The sequence below is a fragment of the Burkholderia sp. Bp9140 genome, assembly GCF_003853425.1.
In the GTDB taxonomy this organism is placed as follows: domain Bacteria; phylum Pseudomonadota; class Gammaproteobacteria; order Burkholderiales; family Burkholderiaceae; genus Burkholderia.
On sequence record NZ_QTPQ01000031.1, the window covers coordinates 36,762 to 57,851 of the forward strand.

Below are 21,090 nucleotides of genomic sequence, written 5' to 3' on the forward strand. Positions count from 1 at the left end.
ATGGGCAATTCAGTGGTCGGCATCGGCCGCGCGCGCCTGCGCGGCGGCGAGGCTTGCGCCGCCTGGCGGCGTCTCGGTGTCGGGCGCCGCGGCGTCGCGGGCGCGCGGCGCCGCACGCGAAGCGGCATCGGAACCGGCCGCCGGCTTGTCAGCGGACGACACGACCGGATCGGTCGCCTGGCCCGCCGGCTTGTCGGCTGCACGGGGTGTGCCTTCCGCCGGCTTGTCGGCGCGCTCGGCCGGCTTGTCCGCCGCGCGCGAGCCGGTTTCGCCGCGATCCGACGGCTTGTCGGACGCCTTTTCGGCAGGCTTGTCGGCTGCCGGCTTCGCGGAACGGTCAGCCTTGTCCGCAGCCGTTTCCACGTGCGCCGCGCGAATCGCGGCCATCGGCGCCTGCGCCGGCCGCTCGGTCGGCTGCGCGCCGGCGTCGGACGCAGCAGACGCAGCAGCCATCTTCGCGTCGCGCGCCACCGCACGCTCCTTCCGTTCCGGAGAACGCAGGTCGAGCGCTTCCTGCACGCCCTTCACGCCCGGCACGATTTCGGGCTCGACGTGCTTCGATCCGCGTGCGTTCTTCGAACGTTTCGGCTTTGCGGCCAGCATCGGCGCGGCCGCCAGCACCTCGTCGAGCGCCTTCTTCGCGGCAGCCTGCTCGGCCGCCCGCCGGCTCGCGCCGGAGCCCGACACCTTCACGTCGAGCTTCGGCACCGTGCATTCGACCTCGAACTGCTGATTGTGCGCCGCACCATGCGTCGCGACGACCGTGTAGGTCGGCAGCGCGATCTTGTGCCCCTGCAGGTACTCCTGCAGCAGCGTCTTCGCGTCCTTGCCGAGCGTGCGCGGATCGATATGGTCGAGAATCGGGATATAGAGGCGCTTGATGACCCCTTGGGCGGCTTCGAAGCCGCCATCGAGGAACACGGCCCCGATGATGGCTTCGAACGCGTCCGCGAGGATCGACGGGCGGCGGAAGCCGCCGCTGCGCAGTTCGCCCTCGCCCAGCCGCAGCCCTTCCGAGATATTCAGGGCCTGAGCGATTTCATACAGCGACTGCTGCTTGACGAGATTGGCGCGCACGCGCGACAGGTCGCCTTCGTCCAGCTTGCCGAAACGCTGGAACAAAAGGGCGGCCACCGCGCAATTCAGAACGGAGTCGCCGAGAAACTCGAGCCGTTCGTTGTGCGTGGCACTGTGACTACGATGGGTCAAAGCCTGGCGCAACAATTCCGCATTGCGAAATTCGTAGCGCAGCCGGCTTTCCAACTGGGATAGGGGCATGTGCAGGAGTATAACGCGGGCGCCGGTCGGGCCGAAACGGCACGGCCGGACGCGAAAAGGCGTGACGAGGCGGTGTTACCGCCGGTTCTTAAAGTAGTTCGGCAATACGCGACGCGGCCCGTGCGTCGCATATTGCGTGTACGTCGAACGCGATCAGTTGAAGGAACCGATGCGCTTCAGGTCGCCGAAGTTCATCCAGATGAAGAACGCGCGGCCGACGATGTTGTTGTCCGGCACGAAACCCCAGTAGCGGCTGTCCGCGCTGTTGTCACGGTTGTCGCCCATCATGAAGTAATGACCCGGCGGCACCTTGCAGATCACGCCGCGGCTGTTGTACGTGCAGTTGTCGCGATACGGATAGTCGTAGGCGCCCATCACGAACGGCGGCACGGCAGGGTTGTTGAGGATCGCGTTCTTCTTCGCGCCGATCGTTTCCTCGAACTGCTTCGCGTAGTTCTGGCGCTCGTCGTCGAAGTAATCCGGCAGCGGCGTTTCGGGCACCGGCTGGCCGTTGATCGTCAGTTGCTTGTCCTGATAGGCGACGGTGTCGCCCGGCAGGCCGATCACGCGCTTGATGTAGTCGACCGACTCGTCCTTCGGATAGCGGAACACGACGACGTCGCCGCGCGACAGCGGGCTGCCCTGTGTGATCTTCGTGTTCGCGATCGGCAGGCGCAGACCGTACTCGAACTTGTTGACGAGGATGAAGTCGCCGACCAGCAGCGTCGGCACCATCGAGCCCGACGGGATCTTGAACGGCTCGACGATGAACGAACGCACGACGAACACCGCCAGGATCACCGGGAAGAAGCTCGCGGTGTACTCGAGCCACCACGGCTGGCGCAGCTTTTCGTCGCGCAGCTTCGAACGCGTCTGCACCGCGTTTTCGTCCGCGAAACGCTTGTCGATGCGCGACTGCTGGCGATCGAACTCCTCGATCGCCGCATCGGCCGCGTTGCGTCGCCGCGGCAGGAACACCAGTTTGTCCAGCACCCACGCTACGCCCGTCACGACGACGAGCACAAAAAGAATCAGCGCAAAATTCATAAAAGGATCAGTCCTGTTATTTGTCTTCGACGCGCAAGATCGCGAGGAACGCTTCCTGCGGGATCTCGACCGAACCCACCTGCTTCATGCGTTTCTTACCTTCTTTCTGCTTCTCGAGCAGTTTCTTCTTTCGCGTGATGTCGCCGCCGTAGCACTTCGCGAGCACGTTCTTGCGCAGTGCCTTGATGTTCTCGCGTGCGACGATGTGCGCGCCGATCGCGGCCTGGATCGCCACGTCGTACATCTGGCGCGGGATGATCTCGCGCATCTTCGCGGCAACTTCGCGGCCGCGATACTGCGACTGCGACCGGTGCACGATGATCGACAGCGCATCGACCTTGTCGCCGTTGATCAGCATGTCGACCTTCACGACGTCCGACGAACGGTATTCCTTGAACTCGTAGTCCATCGACGCATAGCCGCGCGACACCGACTTCAGGCGATCGAAGAAGTCGAGCACGATCTCGGCCATCGGGATCTCGTACGTGAGCTGCACCTGGCGGCCGTGATACTGCATGTTGATCTGCGAGCCGCGCTTCTGCTCGCACAGCGTGATCACGGAGCCGACATAGTCCTGCGGCATGTACAGGTTCACGGTGACGATCGGCTCGCGAACTTCGGCGATGCGGCCGGGCTCCGGCATCTTCGCCGGGTTCTCGACCATGATCGTCGAGCCGTCGCTCTGCACGACCTCGTAGACGACCGTCGGGGCGGTCGTGATGAGGTCCATGTCGAACTCGCGCTCGAGCCGCTCCTGCACGATTTCCATGTGCAGCAGCCCGAGGAAGCCGCAGCGGAAACCGAAGCCGAGCGCCTGCGACACTTCCGGCTCGTACTGCAGCGACGCGTCGTTGAGCTTCAGCTTCTCGAGCGATTCGCGCAGCGCGTCGTACTGGTTCGCCTCGACCGGATAGAGGCCCGCGAACACCTGCGGCTTCACTTCCTTGAAGCCCGGCAGCGGCTCGGCGGCAGCCTTGGTCACGTGCGTGACGGTATCGCCGACCTTCGCGGCCGTCAGTTCCTTGATGCCGGCGATGATGAAGCCCACCTGCCCTGCCGACAGCGATTCGAGATTGCGCGACTTCGGCGTGAACACGCCGACGTGCTCGACCGGATACTGCGCGCCGGTCGCCATCATCTTGATCTTGTCCTTCGGACGCAGCGTGCCGTTGACGATGCGAACCAGCATCACGACGCCGACGTAGTTGTCGAACCACGAGTCGATGATCAGCGCCTGCAGCGGCGCGGCCGTATCACCCTTCGGCGGCGGCACCTTCGCGATCAGCGCCTCGAGGACGTCCTCGACGCCGAGACCCGTCTTCGCGCTGCAGCGCGTCGCATCGGTCGCGTCGATGCCAATCACGTCCTCGATCTCCTCGATCGCGTTCTCGGGGTTCGCGGCCGGCAGGTCGATCTTGTTCAGCACCGGCACGACCTCGACGCCGAGCTCGATCGCCGTGTAGCAGTTCGCGACCGTCTGCGCCTCGACGCCCTGGCTCGCGTCGACCACGAGCAGCGCACCTTCGCACGCGGACAGCGAACGGCTGACTTCGTACGAGAAGTCGACGTGCCCCGGCGTATCGATCAGGTTGAGGTTGTAGACCTTGCCGTCGCGGGCGCGATAGGACAGTGCAGCCGTCTGCGCCTTGATCGTGATGCCGCGCTCGCGCTCGATATCCATCGAGTCGAGCACCTGCGCTTCCATTTCACGGTCGGCGAGGCCGCCGCATACCTGGATGATGCGATCCGCGAGCGTCGACTTGCCGTGGTCGATGTGCGCGATGATCGAGAAATTGCGAATATGATCCATTCAGTGCCGATCAAGCGAAAAAGGCGCGCTCGACGACTGCGGAGCACGCCTTGTAAGTCGGTGAAAAAACGGCCTATTTTAGCCGAAAAGGCCTTTGCCGGGCGGTAATTTGGGACGCCCGGTTAGGGACGCCCGGTCAGGGACGCCTGGCCCGGGGCACCCTGCCGGACGCGCTGGCGGGCGATCCTGCCGCCGACAGCCCCGAGCGGGGCGCGTCAGGCACCCCGGCCCGGCTCAGCGCCGGGCCGCGAGTGCACCGCGTACCTTCGCCTCGTCGAACCGGTGGCGGCAGACTTCCGTGCCGTCCAGCAGCAACACCGGCACGTCCTCGTCGTAGCGGGCGACGAGTGCCGGATCGGCATCGATGTCGACGTAGTCGAGCACAACGCCGAATTCGGCCGCCACCGGGGCCAGCGCGTCGCGCATGTCGTCGCACAGGTGGCACCAGCCGCGGCCGTAGAGCGTGAACATCGGCGCGTTACTTCTGGGCCGGGCGCGGGCGCACCGGCACGAACTGCGTGTTGTCGCCGCGCCGCACGAGCACTGCGACCGCCTTCTGCGGATCAAGCTGCGCGGTCACTTCGGCGAACTGCTTCGCGCTCGTGATGTCGGTGTCGCCGACGCGCAGCACGATGTCGCCGCGCTGCAGGCCCGCCCGCGCCGCCGGGCCGTCGACACCGTCGATCTGCACGCCGTTCTTCAGCTTCAGCGACTTCATCTGATCCGCCGGAATGTCGCTGACCGTCAAGCCGAGCGAATTGGCCTGGCGCGGCTTCTGCGGCGCATTCTTGCGCTGCTCGGCCTTCACCGTCGTCTCCGCCGGCGTCTCGGCGATCGTGATCGGCAAATCGCGCGCCTGACCCTTGCGCCACACGCTCACGGTCGCCTTGGTGCCCGGCTTCGTGTCGCCGACCATGCGCGGCAGATCCGATGCCGCATCGACCGGCCGGCCGTTGAACTTCAGGATGATGTCGCCCGGCTGGATGCCCGCCTTGTCGGCCGGACCGCCCGGCTCGACGCTGCTGACCAGCGCGCCCTCCGCCTTCGGCAGCCCGATCGAGTCGGCCACGTCCTTCGTCACCTCGCCGATCGCCACCGCGATGCGGCCGCGCGTGACCTTGCCGGTTGCCTTCAGCTGGTCGGCCACGCGCATCGCCTCGTCGATCGGAATCGCGAACGAAATGCCCATGAACCCGCCGGTGCGGCTGTAGATCTGCGAGTTGATGCCGATCACCTCGCCCTGCATGTTGATCAGCGGGCCGCCCGAGTTGCCGGGGTTCACCGCGACGTCGGTCTGGATGAACGGCAGGTAGTCGCCCGTGTTGCGGCTCTTCGAACTGACGATGCCGGCCGTCACGGTGTTGTCGAGGCCGAACGGCGAGCCGATCGCGACGACCCACTCGCCGACGCGCACCTTGTTCGAATCGCCGATCGCGACGACCGGAAGGCTGGACGCCTGGATCTTGACGACCGCGACGTCCGTGCGGTCGTCGACACCGATCAGCTTCGCCTTGAATTCGCGCTTGTCGGTCAGCGTCACGTAGATGGTGTCCGCATCGTCGACGACGTGCGCGTTGGTCATCACGTAACCGTCTGCCGACACGATAAAGCCCGAACCGACGCCGCGGTTCTGCTCGGTGTCGGGCGGATTGTCCGGCGCCGGCGCGTTCTTCGGGTTGCCGTTGCCGCCACCGTTGCCGGGCGCCTGCGGCAGCGGAATGCCGAAGAAGCGCCGGAAGAATTCCGACATGTCGCCGTTGTCGAAGCCCGGCGGGAGCCCGCCGCGCGGGCCAGGCATCGGCACGTTCGCGGTGGTCCGGATGTTCACGACGGCCGGGCCGACCTTCTCGACCAGATCGGCGAAGTCGGGAAGGCTGGCAGCGGGAGGCGTGACAGCGGCCGCGGTTTGCGGGACGAGCGGCAGGCAGGCCCACAGCGCCGCCGCCGCGAGCACTTTGCGCAGCGTGAGTTTCGTCATGTCGGAAGCCGTAGCGTTACTTGGAAGCCTTGTATTCTATGGCAGACGCGAACTGCTGCAACGTGGCCGGCGGCACTTCGCCGAGCACGGTGATCCAGTAGTCGCCGCGGCGCTTCACGAGAACGTGGGTCGCGCCGGTGCTGCCCGCGCCTTCCTTGCGCGTGTTCTTTTCGGCGGGCTCGATGAAGACGGAGATCGTCGCGAGCCCGTCGGTGAAGACGGCCTGGTCGACCGCGATCGGTGGATCGCCGGCGTCGCGCGCGGCCATCGGCCGGCGCACCTCGCGAATCTTCCGGAAGCCGGCGATGGTCGGCGCGATCTGCCAGCCCTGCGCTTCCATGTCGACCGTCGCGACCGGCGGACGGACCACCGTCCAGCCGCTCAGGTTCCGCATGCCGGCCGCGATCGCGGACTTGTCGCCGGTCGCGCCACCCGTCTGCAGTTGCGAGAACGCGACCTGCTCGAGCACGTGATCGCTTGCATCGAGCGTCTGCGAACGCAGCAGCAGCCCGGTACGGGCGTCGGCCCACAGCTTGTACGTGAAGCGGTATGCATCCTTCGGCACGAGCTCGACCACCTGCGCGTCGATCCCTGCCACACGGTCCTTGCCGAGCAGCTTCGCGTCATAAACGGACATCACGTGCTCGCCGCCCGCGCCGAGCAGCGCGGGGAACGAATCGCGCGTCTGGCGGCGCTCGACCACGCACAGCTTGCGCTCGGGCACGAACGTGTAAAGCTCGTCGTTATGCCGCAGGACCTTGCGCGGCTTGCCGTCGAGCGACTCGATCCGCTCGAACTCGCCGTCCCGGGACGCGACGTGTGCGATGCGCGACGACTGGACATAACCGCCGCGCTGGTAGACGAACGTACCCTCGTAGCTCTGCTGCTGCGCCGCCTGCTGGATGCGGTCGAGCCAGTCCGCCGCACCCTTGCGGGTGGCGACGGGGTCGTCCGGTTGCTGGGCGCTGGCTGGGACGGATTGAACGGACAACAGGGCGGCTGCGCAAAGCAGGAGGGCCGGCAGCCGCTTCCATCCGGAGATGGCGTGATTCAACTGCAATGTCCGCATCGGGTTTATTGGCCTGGCGTGGTGGTCACGGCAGCGCGGATCAGCGGCATCGAGCCCGTGACGACGGGCTGCTGAGCGAATTGCTGGTGCGCTTCAAGGTATTGGTCGAGACTTGCGTCGCGAATGATGTTGACGTCCTGCAGGCCCGGCTGCGCCGATGCCTGCGCAACCGTCACGCGCTGCAGGCTGCCGCTCTGCGGCGCGCCTGCCGATGCGACCTGGACGGCGCCCGGCGCACCGGCCGTCTGCATTTGCGGGACGACGATCCACGTCAGCGTGGCGGCCGCGGCGGCCACCGCGAACGCGGGCACGACACGGCGGCGCAGCGACAGCAGCTTGCGCGCGACCGGCGCGGCAGCCGGCGCGAGCAGGTGCGGCTCGCTTTCGAGCGCGGCCGACATGCGCGCGGTAAACGCGACGCTCAGCGCGGGCGACAGCGCGAGCTCGTCCGAGCGCAGCGCATCGCCGATCAGGTGGTAATGGGCCCACGCAGCGCGATCCGCGCGGTCGAGCTCAGCCAGAAACTGCCCGTGTTCCGGGCCGTCGAACAGTTCACCGTCGACCAGAGCGGAAAGGCGCTCGCCGCGCGAGCACGCTTGCGACTGCGTATTGACCGACCCCATGATGCTCCCCATCTTGCACACACCCCGTCGTGATTTCACGACTCTATCCGTAACTAGACCCCGACCCGCGTCGTTGCACCCGTCGCGCTTACCAGCGCTTGCCTTCGGGCGTATCGAGCAGCGGACGCAATTTCGCAGCGATTGCCTCGCGCGCCCGGAAGATCCGCGACCGGACCGTCCCGATCGGACAATCCATCATTTCCGCGATCTCTTCGTAGCTCAGTCCCTCGATCTCGCGCAGCGTAATCGCCTGGCGCAGTTCTTCGGGCAGGACGGCCATTGCAGCGTTGACCGTCTCGGCAATCTGCTTGCTCATCAACATCGACTCAGGCGTGTTGATATCCCTTAGTTGGTCTGCGTCGGAGAAAGTTTCCGCTTCCTCGGCATCGGCCTCGGTGGAGGTCGGTGCCCGGCGGCCCTGCGTCGCAAGGTAGTTCTTCGCCGTATTGACGGCAATCCGGTACAACCACGTGTAGAACGCCGACTCGCCGCGAAATTGCGGCAGTGCACGATACGCCTTGATGAACGCGTCCTGGGCCACATCCTCGACCTCGGCGGGATCGCGCACGAGGCGCGAGATCAGCCGAATGATCTTGCGGTGGTATTTGGAGACCAGGAGTTCGAACGCTGCCTTGTCGCCTTTCTGTACGCGCTCGACCAGAGCCTGATCGATTTCTTTTTCACTCACCTGACAAATCCGTTAACTAGGGATGCAACGCGGAACGTTATTGTAGCGTTCCGGCGCCCGCCGCTGGTTACGGTCGGTAACCGCACCGCCGTCATGCCCGCCCCGCCGTGCCCGCGGTACGCGCCAGCACGGACAGCGCGCTGAACGACGCGGCATCGAGCGCATCGGCCGGAATCAGCAGCGGCCGGGCACGCCGGGCGCCCTGCCCGACCGACAGCACGAGCAGCAGGCTGCTCCAGTGTGCATGGCCGGTCACGCGGCCCCGGGCCAGCAGGCGCCCGGTGCGGCCAAACGCCGCAATCTCCCCGAATGCATCGATCCGCAGCTCGGCCGGCAGCCGACGGGCACAGGTGCGTGCGGCACACACCGCAAGCAGTGCGGCCGTCGCCGCGGACCCGCACGCGCCGGCGGCGGCACCGGCCCGCGGCGCCCAGAACAGGTACGCGGACGCGGCAGCCGCCGCAACGAACACGGCCAGCACGACATACGACACGGCCGAGGCCCGCAACGCAAAGCGCTGCGGACGCCCGGCCGGAGCATCGAATGGACTCGTCAAGCGATTTCAGCGTCAGACGCGCTTGAACACCAGCGTGCCGTTGGTACCGCCGAAGCCGAAGTTGTTCTTCACGGCCACGTCGATCTTCATGTCACGCGCGGTGTTCGCGCAGTAATCGAGATCGCACTCAGGATCCTGGTTGAAGATGTTGATGGTCGGCGGCGACACGTTGTTGTGCAGCGCCAGCACCGTGAACACCGACTCGAGGCCGCCCGCGCCACCCAGCAGGTGACCCGTCATCGACTTCGTCGAGTTCACGACGAGCTTGTACGCGTGCTCGCCGAATGCCGCCTTCACCGCTTCGGACTCGTTCTTGTCGCCGAGCGGCGTCGACGTGCCGTGCGCGTTCAGGTACTGGACCTCGTCCGCATTCACGCCGGCGTCGCGCAGTGCCGCAACCATGCAGCGGCGCGGACCGTCCATGTTCGGCGCGGTCATATGGTACGCATCGCCCGTCATGCCGAAGCCCGAGACTTCCGCATAGATCTTCGCGCCGCGCGCCTTGGCCGCCTCGTACTCCTCGAGCACCATCACGCCTGAACCCTCGCCCAGCACGAAGCCGTCGCGGTCCTTGTCCCACGGACGGGATGCGGTAGCCGGATCGTCGTTGCGGGTCGACAGCGCACGCGCGGCCGCGAAGCCGCCGATGCCCAGCGGCGACACCGTCGATTCGGCGCCGCCCGCGACCATCACGTCGGCATCGCCGGCCTGGATCAGGCGTGCCGCGAGGCCGATGCTGTGCAGACCGGTCGTGCAGGCCGTCACGGCCGCGAGGTTCGGGCCCTTCAGGCCGAACATGATGCTCAGGTGACCCGAGATCATGTTGATGATCGAACCCGGCACGAAGAACGGCGAAATCCGGCGTGCGCCGCGATCGACGTAGGTCTGGTGCGTGTCTTCGATCATCGGCAGGCCGCCGATGCCGGAGCCGACCAGCACGCCGATGCGTTCCGCATTGGCTTCGTTCACTTCGAGGCCGCTGTCCCGGATTGCCTGGACGCCGGCTGCGATGCCGTAATGGATGAACGTATCCATGTTGCGGGCTTCCTTCGCGGGAATGTATTCCTCGGCGCTGAAACCCTTCACCTCGCCCGCGAAATGCACGGCGAGGTTCGACGGATCGAACTTCGTGACGGTGGCGATGCCGGACTTGCCGGCGACGAGATTGGCCCAGCCGTCGGCAACATTATTGCCAACGGGCGAAATCAGCCCCAGGCCTGTAACGACAACACGACGGCGGCTCACGGTAACCTCTTTTCCATTGGATGACAAAAACAAAAGCCACAGTGGCCACAGGAATCAGCCCTGCGAGCCCTGTGGCTGTTAGTCCGTCCGGCGCGAATGCCGGCAGGATGGTGCGTCAATCGCGAAGATCGCGGCGACGTGGCGGACAAGCGCGAAAGGCGCTTACGCCTTGACGTTTGCGCGAGCGTAGTCGATCGCTTGCTGAACGGTCGTGATCTTCTCTGCTTCTTCGTCCGGGATTTCCATGCCGAACTCGTCTTCGAGCGCCATCACCAGTTCGACCGTGTCGAGCGAATCCGCGCCCAGGTCGTTCACGAACGATGCTTCGTTCTTGATCTCGGCTTCAGCGACGCCCAGTTGTTCAGCGACGATCTTCTTGACACGTTGTTCGATGTTATCCATTACCCCTCCGAGGGAAAGTTCAGATTTACAAGTGCGCGCATTTTATCAGGTTTGCTGCCGGCAAAAACGCGCGTTGGCTTGATGGCCGATCAAGCGCCGATCCGCCTGAAAAACGGGATACGGCGCGGATGTTAAACGAAAATCCTTACGACATGTACATGCCGCCGTTCACATGCAGCGTCGTGCCGGTGATGTAGCCGGCCTGCGGCGAGGCGAGGAACGCGACGGCATGGGCGATGTCTTCCGGGCTGCCGAGGCGGCCGAGCGGAATCTGGGTCTTGAGCGCGGCCTGCTGTTCTTCCGGCAGCGTCTTCGTCATGTCGGTGTCGATGAAGCCCGGCGCGACGCAGTTCACCGTGATGCCGCGGCTGCCGATCTCGCGTGCGAGCGCACGGGTCATGCCCGCGACGCCGGCCTTCGCGGCCGCGTAGTTGGCCTGGCCCGGGTTGCCGGCCGAGCCGACCACCGACGTGATGTTGATGATGCGGCCGCCGCGGGCCTTCATCATCGGGCGCAGCACCGCACGCGACAGGCGGAACACCGACTTCAGGTTGGTGTCGATCACCGCATCCCAGTCCTCGTCCTTCATCCGCATCGCGAGCTGGTCCTGCGTGATCCCGGCGTTGTTGACGAGCACGTGGAGCGCGCCGAATTCCTTCACGGTCGCGTCGATCAGCGCTTCGGCAGCCGCCGCGTCGTTGACGTTCAGCACCGCGCCGCGGCCCGTCACGCCCGCTTCCGCGAACCCGGCGGTAATCGCGGCGGCGCCCGATTCGCTCGTCGCCGTGCCGATCACCGTCGCGCCCAGGCGCGCGAGTTCGAGCGCGATCGCCCGGCCGATGCCGCGCGAAGCGCCGGTCACGATCGCGACCTGTTTATCGAGAGTCTTTTCCATGAATCGAATATCCGTCTCTTGAGGAAAGGCGCCGCGTCAGGCGGTCACCAGCTTCAGTGCTTCGTCGAGCGAAGCCGGATCGAACACCGATGCGCCGACCAGGTTGCCGTCGATGCGCTTCGTCAGGCCTGCCAGCACCTTGCCCGGACCGCATTCGATCACGTGCGTGACGCCCGTGCCCGCGATGTGCTGCACGCATTCGACCCAGCGCACCGGGCCTGCGGCCTGGCGCACCAGCGCATCCTTGATCGCGGCCGGATCGCTGACCACCGCGACGTCGATGTTGTTGACGACCGGAATCTGCGGCGCCTTCACGTCGACGTTCGCGAGATAGTCGCGCAACTGGTCCGACGCCGGCTTGAGCAGCGACGAATGGAACGGCGCCGATACCGGCAGCGGCAGCGCGCGCTTCGCGCCCTTCGCCTTCGCGATCTCGCATGCCTTCTCGACGGCCGCCTTCGCGCCCGCGATCACGACCTGCGCCGGCGCGTTGAAGTTCACCGCCTCGACTACGCCCGCTTCCGCGGCTTCGGCACACACCGCGCGCACCGTGTCGTCGTCGAGACCCAGGATCGCGGCCATGCCGCCCTGGCCGACTGGCACGGCGGTCTGCATCGCCTGCGCGCGGAAGCGCACGAGCGGCACTGCGTCCTTGAACGCGATCGCGCCCGCAGCGACGAGCGCCGAGTATTCGCCGAGGCTGTGGCCCGCGACGATCGACGGCGCCGGGCCGCCGGCCTGCTGCCATGCGCGATAGCACGCGTAGGCGGCCGTCAGCATCACGGGCTGCGTGTTGGTGGTCAGATTCAGCTCGTCGGCCGGACCTTCGGCGATCAGCTTGCCGAGATCCTGATTGAGTGCATCGGATGCTTCCTGGAGCGTCTCGCGCACGACGGCCAGGTCGGCGAATGCAATGAGCATGCCGACCGACTGCGAGCCCTGCCCCGGAAAAACGAATGCAAATTTCATATCGTCCCCAATTGAATCGATTCGGACGGCGCGCGCGAACGGCGCGCCGGTTCGGGATCCGCGTGCAGCGCTCGCGCGCCGCGGATCAGAAGCGGAAGACCGACGCGCCCCAGGTGAAGCCGCCGCCGACGCCTTCGATCAGCACGTGCTGGCCGCGCTGGATGCGGCCGTCGCGCACTGCGACGTCGAGCGCCAGCGGGATCGATGCCGCCGACGTATTGCCGTGCTGGTCGACCGTCACGACCATGCGCTCCTGCGGCAGGCCGAGCTTGCGGCAGGTGCTGGTCATGATGCGGATGTTGGCCTGGTGCGGAATCAGCCAGTCGACCTGCTCGGGTGCGAGATTCGCCTTGGCGAGCGCCTCGATCGCGACCTTTTCGAGCACGTTGACCGCGAGCTTGAACACGGCCTGCCCGTCCATGTACAGGAACGCGCTGCCGTCGATCACGCCGCGATTGACGTTGCCCGGCGTGCAGAGGATGTTCGAATAGCTGCCGTCCGCGTGCAGTGCGCTGCCGAGCACGCCCGGCTCGTCCGACGCGGACAGGATCACCGCGCCCGCGCCGTCGCCGAACAGCACGCAGGTCGTGCGGTCCTTGAAGTCGAGAATGCGCGAGAACGTCTCCGCGCCGATGACGAGCGCCGTACGGTGCTGGCCGCTGCGGATGAAGCTGTCGGCCGTCGCCATCGCATAGGCAAAGCCCGAGCACACGGCCTGCACGTCGAATGCCGCGCCGCCGTTCTTGATGCCGAGCTTGTTCTGCAGCAGGCACGCCGTGCTGGGGAACACGAAATCAGGGGTCGAAGTCGCGACGATGATCAGGTCGATCGACTGCGGATCGATGTCGGCCGCCTCGATCGCACGACGCGCCGCTTCGAGCGCGAGATCGCTCGTCGTGACGTCTGGTGCGGCGAAATGGCGCGCATGGATGCCCGTGCGCGCAACGATCCACTCATCGCTCGTCTCGATGCCTTCCTTCGCGAGACGATCGGCGAGCTGCTGGTTCGTGACGCGGTCGGGCGGCAGGTAGCTGCCCGTGCCGAGCACGCGGGAATAGAGAGTCGATTGGGCCATTTATGCTTTAGAGGATTGCGCAGCGGAAGGTTCGGCGTGATGGCCTGCGGCCGGGCTCGTCCGGCCCGCGCCGCCCGCGTCGTGTTCGCCATCGCCGAGCGATACCGAATTGTCCGCCATCGCGCGCGTGAGGCGCTCCAGCACGCCGTTTTTGACGGCATCATACCCGCGTTTGATCGCCCACTCAAACGCGTAGGCATCGGCCGAACCGTGGCTTTTGATCACGAGGCTCTTCAGCCCCAGCAGCGCCGCGCCGTTGTACTGGCGATGGTCGACGCGCTTCTTGAAGCGCATCAGCACCGGCAGCGCGAGCAGCGCCATCAGCTTCGACATCAGCGAACGGCCAAACTCCTCGCGGATGATGTCGGACAGCATCTGCGCGAGCCCTTCGGACGTCTTCAGCGCGACGTTGCCGACGAAGCCGTCGCAGACGATCACGTCGACCGTACCCTTGTAGATGTCGTTGCCTTCGACGTTGCCGCGGAAATTCAGCGTGCTGGCGCGCAGCAGTTCACCTGCGCGCTTGATCGTCTCGTTGCCCTTGATGACCTCTTCGCCGATGTTCAGCAGGCCGATCGTCGGGCGCTCCTTGCCTTCGAGCGCGGCGACGAGCGCGTGCCCCATTTCCGCGAACTGCAGCAGGTGCTGCGGCTCGCAGTCGACGTTCGCGCCGAGGTCCAGCATCATCGTGTAGCCGGTCGGATTCGGCAGCGCGAACGCGATCGCAGGCCGCTCGATGCCGGGCAGCGTCTTGAGCACATAACGGGAAACGGCCATCAGCGCGCCGGTGTTGCCGGCGGAGATACAGGCCTGGGCCGCGCCCTCCTTGACGTGATTGAGCGCGACACGCATCGAAGAATCCTTCTTCTTGCGCAGCGCCACTTCGACAGGGTCGTCCATCGCCACGACTTCGGTGGCGGGCACGATGGTCAGCGCGGGATCGTCGAGTGCTTTCAGCTTTTTCAGCTGGGCGCGGATCGCGCTTTCGATGCCGACGAGCATCAGGTGCGCATCGGGATGCGCGCGGACGAACTTGACTGCCGCGGGAACGGTCACGGACGGGCCGTGGTCGCCTCCCATGCAATCGATTGTGAGCTTTACGGTCATGGAATGCGACGAATTTCAGGCACAAAAAAGCGGCAGTTGAATGCCGCCTTTTTGTTGAGCCAGGAAAGTGTCAAGCGAACCAGTTGTCACGCGAACGGCGATCGTAGCGCGCAACGCGTGACTTGACGCTTAGTCGTTCTTCGTCTTGACGACTTTCTTGCCGCGATAGTAGCCGTTCGGGCTGACGTGGTGACGCAGGTGCACTTCACCCGTGCTCGGCTCGACTGCCAGCGGCGCTGCCGTCAGGAAATCGTGCGAACGATGCATGCCGCGCTTCGACGGCGACTTCTTGTTTTGCTGGACTGCCATGACTAACTCCTAAATAATTTTTCGGATTCTAACACAGCCCGATCCGGCGCTTAACTACCCTGGCCCAAAGCCCTTACGCCTTCCCGCGCCACAACTGCTTAGTGTTTCTTGTTGCCGTCCCCGTCCTTCTTCAGCGCTTCCAGCGCCGCGAACGGATTCGGCCGTTTGCCTTCGTCCTCGTCTTCGACGGACTCATCGTCCGCGTCTTCCGAAGGACCGCTCGCACCCGACACGAGGCTTTCGTGAACTGCCGGGCAAACCTCGTGCTTGGGCACGAGCGGCAACGAAAGCAGCAATTCCTCTTCGATCAAGTCGACGAGATCGAACTGGCGCGAGCCCACGATCACATCGGCTTCATCGTCGTCGAGCGGAAATTCCTCAGCCTCTTCTTCGGTCGCGACGACCCGGTACGTCATGTCGACGCCAAACGCCTGGTCGTACGGGGTCATGCAGCGCTGGCACGTGAGCCACGCATGGCCGTGCACCGCGAGGCGCAGATACGGCTGCTGCCCATCGGCGCCGTCGTCCTGCAACTCCTTCTGGGTGAACCCTTCGGCCTGCCACGTTATGACCGTGTCGCGATCTGGCGCGTCCGCCGGCACTTCGTTCAGCATGCGCGGCAGTTGCGACAGGCGCACCGCACCCGCTGCCTGCCGCCCGCTGCGGGCGAATTCGAACAGGTCGACTGCGTGCGGATCAAGCGATGCCGCAGGCTTGCCAGAAGAAGTGTTCATGTTGCGCTCCTGCCTACAGGCTGACTTGCGGGATCCGGCTTGCTGGCGCCGCTCATTTGGCGCCGCTCACGTACGCGATCTACGCCGCGTACGATGACGTACTTTACTTCCGAAGACCCGGCAGGCGCCACCACAGTGAAAGCCTGCCGACGAAAAGCGGGAAAGCATACCTGTTTTACCTTTTTCGGTCAATCACTTATGCTTGCGCCCTCGCGACACCGCGTTACACCCGACGACTCACCGACCCAACCGACCATGCCGGATACCGTTCGCCGCCCGCCGCGGCTGATTCTTGCCTCCAGTTCCCGCTACCGCCGCACGCTCCTCGAGCGCCTCGGCCTGCCGTTCGACGTCGTGTCACCCGAGCTCGACGAAACCCCGCTCGCGGGCGAAACACCTGCCGCGACCGCGCTGCGCCTCGCCGGCGCGAAGGCGCGCGCGGTCGCCGCGACGATCGACGCGCCGGACGGCGTGCTCGTGATCGGGTCGGACCAGGTCGCGACGTTCGACGGCCGCCAGATCGGCAAGCCCGGTACGCACGAGCGTGCGCTCGCGCAGCTCCTGTCGATGCAGGGGCGCGACGTCGAGTTCCACAGTGCGCTCAGCCTGTACGACAGCCGCACGGGTGAAACCCAGAGCGAGGACGTCGTCACCCACGTGCGCTTCCGTTCACTGCCCGAAGCCGAACTCGATGCGTACCTGCGCGCGGAGACGCCGTACGACGTCGCCGGCAGCGCGAAGTCCGAAGGACTCGGCATCGCGCTGCTCGACGCGATCGACTCCGACGACCCGACGGCGCTCGTCGGCCTGCCGCTGATCGCGCTCACGCGGATGCTGCGCACCGCGGGCTATCCACTCTTCGCCAGCCAAGGAGACCGCGCATGACGGCCGGAACGCTCTATCTCGTCCCGAACACCCTCGGAGAGGGCGACGAATCGATGCTCGCCGCCGTACTGCCTGCGGCCGTGCAGGCTCGCGCCGGCACGCTCGGCTATTACATCGGCGAAAACGCGAAAACGACCCGCGCGTTCCTGAAGAAGATCGGCACGACGCGACCGATCCAGGAAATCGAGATCCGCGAACTGAACGTCAACACGCCAGCCGGCGAGATCGACCGGCTGCTGGCGCCGGTGCTGGCGGGTGCGGATGCGGGGCTCGTGTCCGAGGCCGGCTGCCCCGCCGTTGCCGATCCCGGCGCGCTGCTGGTCCGCCGCGCGCACGAGCGCGGCGTGAAGGTCGTGCCGCTCGTCGGGCCGAGTTCGATCCTGCTCGCGCTGATGGCGTCGGGCCTGAATGGCCAGAGCTTCGCGTTCAACGGCTACCTGCCGGTCGATGCGGCCGCACGCGCGAAGCGCCTGCGCGAACTCGAGCAACTGTCGCGCAAGGCGCGCCAGACGCAGATCTTCATCGAGACGCCGTACCGGAACCACGCGATGCTCGACACGCTCGTCGCGACCTGTGCGCCGTCGACGCAGATCTGCGTCGCGGCCGACCTGACCCTCGAGACCGAGACGATCGCCAGCCGCTCGGTGGCGGACTGGAAAAAGGCGCCTGCGCCGAATCTGCACAAGCGCCCGGCCATCTTCCTGCTGCTCGCGAACTGAGGGGCGCACCGCAGCCGCTTCTCGGCACGGGGCGCCCGCCCGGTTCGCCGCGGCGGCGGCCGGCCGCCGCTCAGCGCAGGCTGAACGACGTGCCGCCCGCGGTGAGCGCCTTCATCGCCGCTCCGCCTACCGCCGCGCCGAACTTGCGCGCGACGCGGTTGGTCAGGCTTTCCTTCACCGTGTAGTCGACGAGATCCGGCGCCTTCAGCACGTCGCGCGCGACCGTGTCGGTCGTGCCGTAGCCGTCGGCAAGCCCGAGCTCGACGCTCTTCTCGCCCGTCCAGAACAGGCCCGAGAACATGTCGGGCGTTTCGTGCAGGCGCTTGCCGCGGCCATCCTTCACGGCCTTGATGAACTGCGCATGGACCTGGTCGAGCAGCGCCTGTGCGTGGGCGTCCATCTTCGACGTCTCGGGCGAGAACGGATCGTAGAAGCCCTTGTTTTCACCCGACGTGTGCAGGCGGCGATCGACGCCGAGCTTGCCCATCAGGCCCGTGAAGCCGAACCCGTCCATCAGCACGCCAATCGAGCCGACGATGCTCGCCTTGTCGACGAAGATCTTGTCGGCGGCGGACGCAATGTAATAACCGCCCGATGCGCACATGTCGGTCACGACGACGTACAACGGCTTGCCCGGATACTTCGTGCGCAGCCGACGGATCTCGTCATAGACCATCCCGGCCTGCACCGGACTGCCGCCCGGGCTGTTGATCCGCAGCACGACGCCGGCCGTGCCGTCGTCATCGAACGCGGCATCGAGCGCCGTGTTGATGTCGTCGGCGTTCGCATTGGTGCCCGCCGCGATCTCGCCGTCGATCGTCACGAGCGCCGTGTGGCGCCCGCTCGACGAGAACTTCGAGTCGCTCGAAAAATCGATCAGCGCGAACGCGAGCAGCACGAACACGCCGAGGAACGCGAAGCGGAAGAAGATCTTCCAGCGACGCGCGGCGCGCTGCTCCTTGACGGCGGCGAGCGCGATCCGCTCGAGCGCCGCGCGCTCCCAGTTCGGCTCGCGGCTGTCGGGACGGGACGCGGAATCAGGGCTATTCGGTTGGTCGGCCATGCAGTGGTGTCGTCAGTCGGTCGTGGCGGGAGGGGTCGGAGCGGCGGGACGCAGGTCGGCATCGGGCACCCAGAATACCGCACGCCCGTCCGGCGTGTCGCGCTCGTCGACCTCCACCGGCCGCAGGCGGCCGCCGCGGCACGGGCCGCCGACGCACTTGCCGGTATCCGGCGCGTAGATCGCGCCGTGCGTCGCGCACATCAGGTACAGGCCCGACGACTCGAAGAACTGCCCTTCGGCCCAGTCGAGCTCCATCGGCACGTGCGCGCAGCGGTTCAGGTAGCCGTACGCACGGCCGTCGTAGCGCACGAAGAACACGACCGCCTGCTCGCCGCGCAGCGTCGCGTCGACGCGCACGCCGGCGCCGCCGTCGGCCAGCGCGTCCGATGCGCACACGCGCACGGCTTCCTGCGCCGCGCTCACGCGTGCTCCCGCAGCCATGCCGCCAGCGCGACGACGTCCGGCGCGACGAAGCGCGGCGTCAGCGCGGCCAGCGCGTCGGCCGTATGCGCGCCGTACGAGACGCCGATGCCGGCCGCCCCTGCGCTCGCGGCCATCTGCAGGTCGTGCGTGGTGTCGCCGATCATCACGGTGCGCGCAAGATCCTGCCCCAATTCGCGGGACAGTTCGTGCAGCATCGCCGGATGCGGCTTCGAGAACGTCTCGTCCGCGCAGCGCGTCGCATCGAACACGCTCGTCAGCTTCGACTGGTCGAGCACGCGGTTCAGCCCGACCCGGCCCTTGCCGGTCGCGACCGCGAGCAAATATCCCGTATCGCGCAATTCCGCGAGCAGTTCGCGCACGCCGGCGAACAGCTCGATGCGCTGATCGTCCAGCAGGTAGTGATAGCGGTAACGCTCGGCGAGCCGCGGATAGTCGGCCGGATCGAGGGTCGGAGCGGTAATCTGCAGCGCATCGCGCAGTCCGAGGCCGATCACGTAGCGGGACGCCTCGTCCGACGGCGTGGGCAGGCCGAGATCGCGGCAAGCGGCCTGGATGCTGTGCGCGATGTGCGCAGTCGAATCCATCAGCGTGCCGTCCCAGTCGAAGACGATCAGATCAAATTGCTGTCGGGCCATGCGAGTCAGGCGGTATCGCGCAGAGCGCTGAGTTGATCGAGGAAGCGCCGGCATTCGTCCGGCAGCGGCGCGTCGAACTGCAGCGCCTCGCCGGTCAGCGGGTGCGCGAGCGTCAGCCGGTGTGCATGCAGGAACATCCGTTTCAGCGACGGCTGCGCATTCGCGCGCGCCAGCGCCTTGTTCAGTGCGAAATCGCCGTACTTGGCGTCGCCGGCGATCGGCAGGCCGAGATGCGCGAGGTGCACACGGATCTGATGGGTTCGACCCGTTTTGAGTTCCGCTTCGACCAGCGCGTAGTCCGGCCAGCGCTCGATCAGGTTGAACACCGTGTGCGACGGCAGGCCGTCGTCCTGCACGCGCACCCGCCGCTCCCCTTCCGGGGTCGAATACTTGAACAGCGGCGCCTTCACCGCGCGGCGGCGGCCCCAGTCGGGCTGCCATTCGCCGTGTCCGCACGCGAAGTAGCGCTTGTCCATCCGGTTTTCGCGGATCTGCTCGTGCAGGCCGACGAGCGCCGTGCGCTTCTTCGCGAGCATCAGGATCCCGGACGTCTCGCGGTCGAGCCGGTGCACGAGTTCGAGGAATTTCGCGCGCGGACGCGCCTGGCGCATCTGCTCGATCACGCCGAACGCGACGCCGCTGCCGCCGTGCACCGCGACGCCGGCCGGCTTGTTGATGACGAGCATCGCGTCGTCTTCGTACAGCACCTCGAACTGCGCGGGCGGCACGATCGGCGTGTCGGCGCGCGCGAGGTCGGCCGCCGCCACCCGCACGGGCGGCACGCGGACGACGTCGCCGAACGCGAGGCGGTACTGGGCGTCGACCCGACCCTTGTTGACGCGCACTTCGCCGCTGCGCAGGATCCGGTAAATATGGCTTTTGGGCACGCCTTTACAGACGCGCAACAGGAAATTGTCGATCCGCTGACCGGCCGAGTTTTCGTCGATCTGGATCATCGATACCTGGCCGCTCGCGACCGAATTCTGGGATATTTTGCCTAACTCATTCATACTGAATATAATTTTGCCCAGCCTGACGTTGAGGGTGGCCTGACAGGCCGGCCCCGGCTGAATCGGGCAAGGCGCAAGCGCAAACTGCTATTTTACTTGCGCCGGGGGTCCGCTGCTCGCCCCTAATCAAAGAGATGCAGCAAGTTGCACGCACGGCGCCGCCCGTCGGCAAGGATCGCGCCCACAGGCGGATTCGGTCGGCAAGGCGCCGCGGTAACGGAAAGTTGGTTGAAAAGAATTTGATCGGCAGCCCGGCGGCGCGAAGTGCGTCCGCAGGCTGCCGGTTGCGAAAATTACGGCGTTGCGCCCGATTTGGCCCCGCGAAGGTGCGGGGCTTGGCGACGTCAAACCAGGGAAGTACACCCCAAGCGGGAAAGTCGGGCTGGATTCGATACTCCCCGCTGCGGCCCAAGCCGCAGCATCTGCCGCCCGTCGGCGCGCGCGACGCATTGCGCGCGCCCGTGGCAATGCCCGGACTCAGGCTTAGCGCGCTTGTGCAGCGTGCGGTGTGTGAACGCCGTGCTTTGAAACCGTATTCGCAGGTGCCCA

The 21,090-nt window shown here is 66.2% G+C and carries 23 protein-coding genes; 2 read left to right on the forward strand and 21 right to left on the reverse strand.

The window, feature by feature from the left end:
• Positions 1-9: 9 nt before the first annotated feature.
• The 17 genes from rnc to DIE21_RS24655 all read right to left on the reverse strand — a co-directional run bounded on the left by rnc (position 10) and on the right by DIE21_RS24655 (position 15,785).
• Positions 10-1,278, reverse strand: coding sequence for a ribonuclease III (rnc, locus tag DIE21_RS24575; protein ID WP_124500147.1), 1,269 nt, complete (start codon positions 1,276-1,278; stop codon positions 10-12).
• Between the two features lie 153 nt (positions 1,279-1,431).
• Positions 1,432-2,325: a signal peptidase I gene (gene lepB / locus DIE21_RS24580; protein ID WP_124500148.1), complete on the reverse strand. Its 894-nt coding sequence runs from the start codon at positions 2,323-2,325 to the stop codon at positions 1,432-1,434.
• Positions 2,326-2,341: 16 nt separating this feature from the next.
• A complete protein-coding gene (gene lepA / locus DIE21_RS24585) occupies positions 2,342-4,135 on the reverse strand; it encodes a translation elongation factor 4 (RefSeq protein ID WP_124500149.1) in 1,794 nt (597 codons plus the stop codon).
• A 234-nt stretch (positions 4,136-4,369) separates the two neighbouring features.
• Positions 4,370-4,606: a glutaredoxin family protein gene (locus tag DIE21_RS24590; protein WP_124500150.1), complete on the reverse strand. Its 237-nt coding sequence runs from the start codon at positions 4,604-4,606 to the stop codon at positions 4,370-4,372.
• A gap of 7 nt (positions 4,607-4,613) precedes the next feature.
• A complete protein-coding gene (locus DIE21_RS24595; RefSeq protein WP_124500151.1) occupies positions 4,614-6,113 on the reverse strand; it encodes a DegQ family serine endoprotease in 1,500 nt (499 codons plus the stop codon).
• 16 nt (positions 6,114-6,129) lie between these two features.
• Positions 6,130-7,182 carry a MucB/RseB C-terminal domain-containing protein gene (locus DIE21_RS24600; RefSeq protein WP_124500152.1) on the reverse strand — a complete coding sequence of 351 codons (1,053 nt, stop codon included), beginning with the start codon at positions 7,180-7,182 and terminating at the stop codon, positions 6,130-6,132.
• Positions 7,183-7,187: 5 nt separating this feature from the next.
• Complete coding sequence (locus tag DIE21_RS24605; RefSeq protein WP_124500204.1) at positions 7,188-7,805, reverse strand: sigma-E factor negative regulatory protein; 618 nt, start codon at positions 7,803-7,805, stop codon at positions 7,188-7,190.
• Between the two features lie 88 nt (positions 7,806-7,893).
• On the reverse strand, positions 7,894-8,493 hold the full coding sequence (gene rpoE, locus DIE21_RS24610) for an RNA polymerase sigma factor RpoE (RefSeq protein WP_006752490.1): 600 nt from the start codon (positions 8,491-8,493) through the stop codon (positions 7,894-7,896).
• 91 nt (positions 8,494-8,584) lie between these two features.
• A complete protein-coding gene (locus tag DIE21_RS24615) occupies positions 8,585-9,049 on the reverse strand; it encodes a protein YgfX (protein WP_124500153.1) in 465 nt (154 codons plus the stop codon).
• A 12-nt stretch (positions 9,050-9,061) separates the two neighbouring features.
• The gene (gene fabF, locus DIE21_RS24620; RefSeq protein ID WP_124500154.1) at positions 9,062-10,294 is read right to left on the reverse strand and encodes a beta-ketoacyl-ACP synthase II; all 1,233 of its coding nucleotides are present in this window, start codon (positions 10,292-10,294) and stop codon (positions 9,062-9,064) included.
• A 162-nt stretch (positions 10,295-10,456) separates the two neighbouring features.
• Positions 10,457-10,696 carry an acyl carrier protein gene (gene acpP / locus DIE21_RS24625; RefSeq protein ID WP_004197638.1) on the reverse strand — a complete coding sequence of 80 codons (240 nt, stop codon included), beginning with the start codon at positions 10,694-10,696 and terminating at the stop codon, positions 10,457-10,459.
• A gap of 145 nt (positions 10,697-10,841) precedes the next feature.
• Positions 10,842-11,591, reverse strand: a complete 750-nt coding sequence (fabG, locus tag DIE21_RS24630) for a 3-oxoacyl-ACP reductase FabG (RefSeq protein WP_006752487.1) — start codon at positions 11,589-11,591, stop codon at positions 10,842-10,844.
• 36 nt (positions 11,592-11,627) lie between these two features.
• A complete protein-coding gene (gene fabD, locus DIE21_RS24635; RefSeq protein ID WP_124500155.1) occupies positions 11,628-12,560 on the reverse strand; it encodes an ACP S-malonyltransferase in 933 nt (310 codons plus the stop codon).
• Between the two features lie 85 nt (positions 12,561-12,645).
• Positions 12,646-13,635, reverse strand: a complete 990-nt coding sequence (locus DIE21_RS24640; protein ID WP_124500156.1) for a beta-ketoacyl-ACP synthase III — start codon at positions 13,633-13,635, stop codon at positions 12,646-12,648.
• A complete protein-coding gene (plsX, locus tag DIE21_RS24645) occupies positions 13,636-14,742 on the reverse strand; it encodes a phosphate acyltransferase PlsX (RefSeq protein ID WP_124500157.1) in 1,107 nt (368 codons plus the stop codon).
• A 129-nt stretch (positions 14,743-14,871) separates the two neighbouring features.
• Positions 14,872-15,051 carry a 50S ribosomal protein L32 gene (gene rpmF, locus DIE21_RS24650; RefSeq protein ID WP_006051932.1) on the reverse strand — a complete coding sequence of 60 codons (180 nt, stop codon included), beginning with the start codon at positions 15,049-15,051 and terminating at the stop codon, positions 14,872-14,874.
• Positions 15,052-15,149: 98 nt separating this feature from the next.
• Positions 15,150-15,785 (reverse strand): DUF177 domain-containing protein, encoded by a 636-nt coding sequence (locus DIE21_RS24655; RefSeq protein WP_124500158.1) that lies wholly within the window; start codon positions 15,783-15,785, stop codon positions 15,150-15,152.
• Positions 15,786-16,040: 255 nt separating this feature from the next.
• On the opposite strand from DIE21_RS24655, the gene DIE21_RS24660 reads away from it, so the two are divergent.
• Both DIE21_RS24660 and DIE21_RS24665 read left to right on the forward strand, forming a co-directional pair.
• A complete protein-coding gene (locus DIE21_RS24660) occupies positions 16,041-16,670 on the forward strand; it encodes a Maf-like protein (RefSeq protein ID WP_124500159.1) in 630 nt (209 codons plus the stop codon).
• A complete protein-coding gene (locus DIE21_RS24665) occupies positions 16,667-17,389 on the forward strand; it encodes an SAM-dependent methyltransferase (RefSeq protein WP_124500160.1) in 723 nt (240 codons plus the stop codon). The genes DIE21_RS24660 and DIE21_RS24665 overlap by 4 nt, the downstream gene beginning before the upstream one ends.
• 70 nt (positions 17,390-17,459) lie before the next feature.
• Here the strand turns inward: DIE21_RS24665 and DIE21_RS24670 are convergent, their stop codons facing one another.
• The 4 genes from DIE21_RS24670 to DIE21_RS24685 are packed head-to-tail and all read right to left on the reverse strand — an operon-like array spanning position 17,460 to position 20,541.
• Entirely contained in the window at positions 17,460-18,452 is a 993-nt protein-coding gene (locus DIE21_RS24670; RefSeq protein WP_124500161.1) for a S49 family peptidase, read from the reverse strand.
• Positions 18,453-18,464: 12 nt separating this feature from the next.
• Entirely contained in the window at positions 18,465-18,875 is a 411-nt protein-coding gene (locus DIE21_RS24675; protein ID WP_124500205.1) for a Rieske 2Fe-2S domain-containing protein, read from the reverse strand.
• Positions 18,872-19,531, reverse strand: a complete 660-nt coding sequence (locus DIE21_RS24680; RefSeq protein ID WP_124500162.1) for an HAD-IA family hydrolase — start codon at positions 19,529-19,531, stop codon at positions 18,872-18,874. The genes DIE21_RS24675 and DIE21_RS24680 overlap by 4 nt, the downstream gene beginning before the upstream one ends.
• A 5-nt stretch (positions 19,532-19,536) precedes the next feature.
• Positions 19,537-20,541, reverse strand: coding sequence for an RluA family pseudouridine synthase (locus DIE21_RS24685; RefSeq protein ID WP_124500163.1), 1,005 nt, complete (start codon positions 20,539-20,541; stop codon positions 19,537-19,539).
• Between the last annotated feature and the right edge of the window lie 549 nt (positions 20,542-21,090).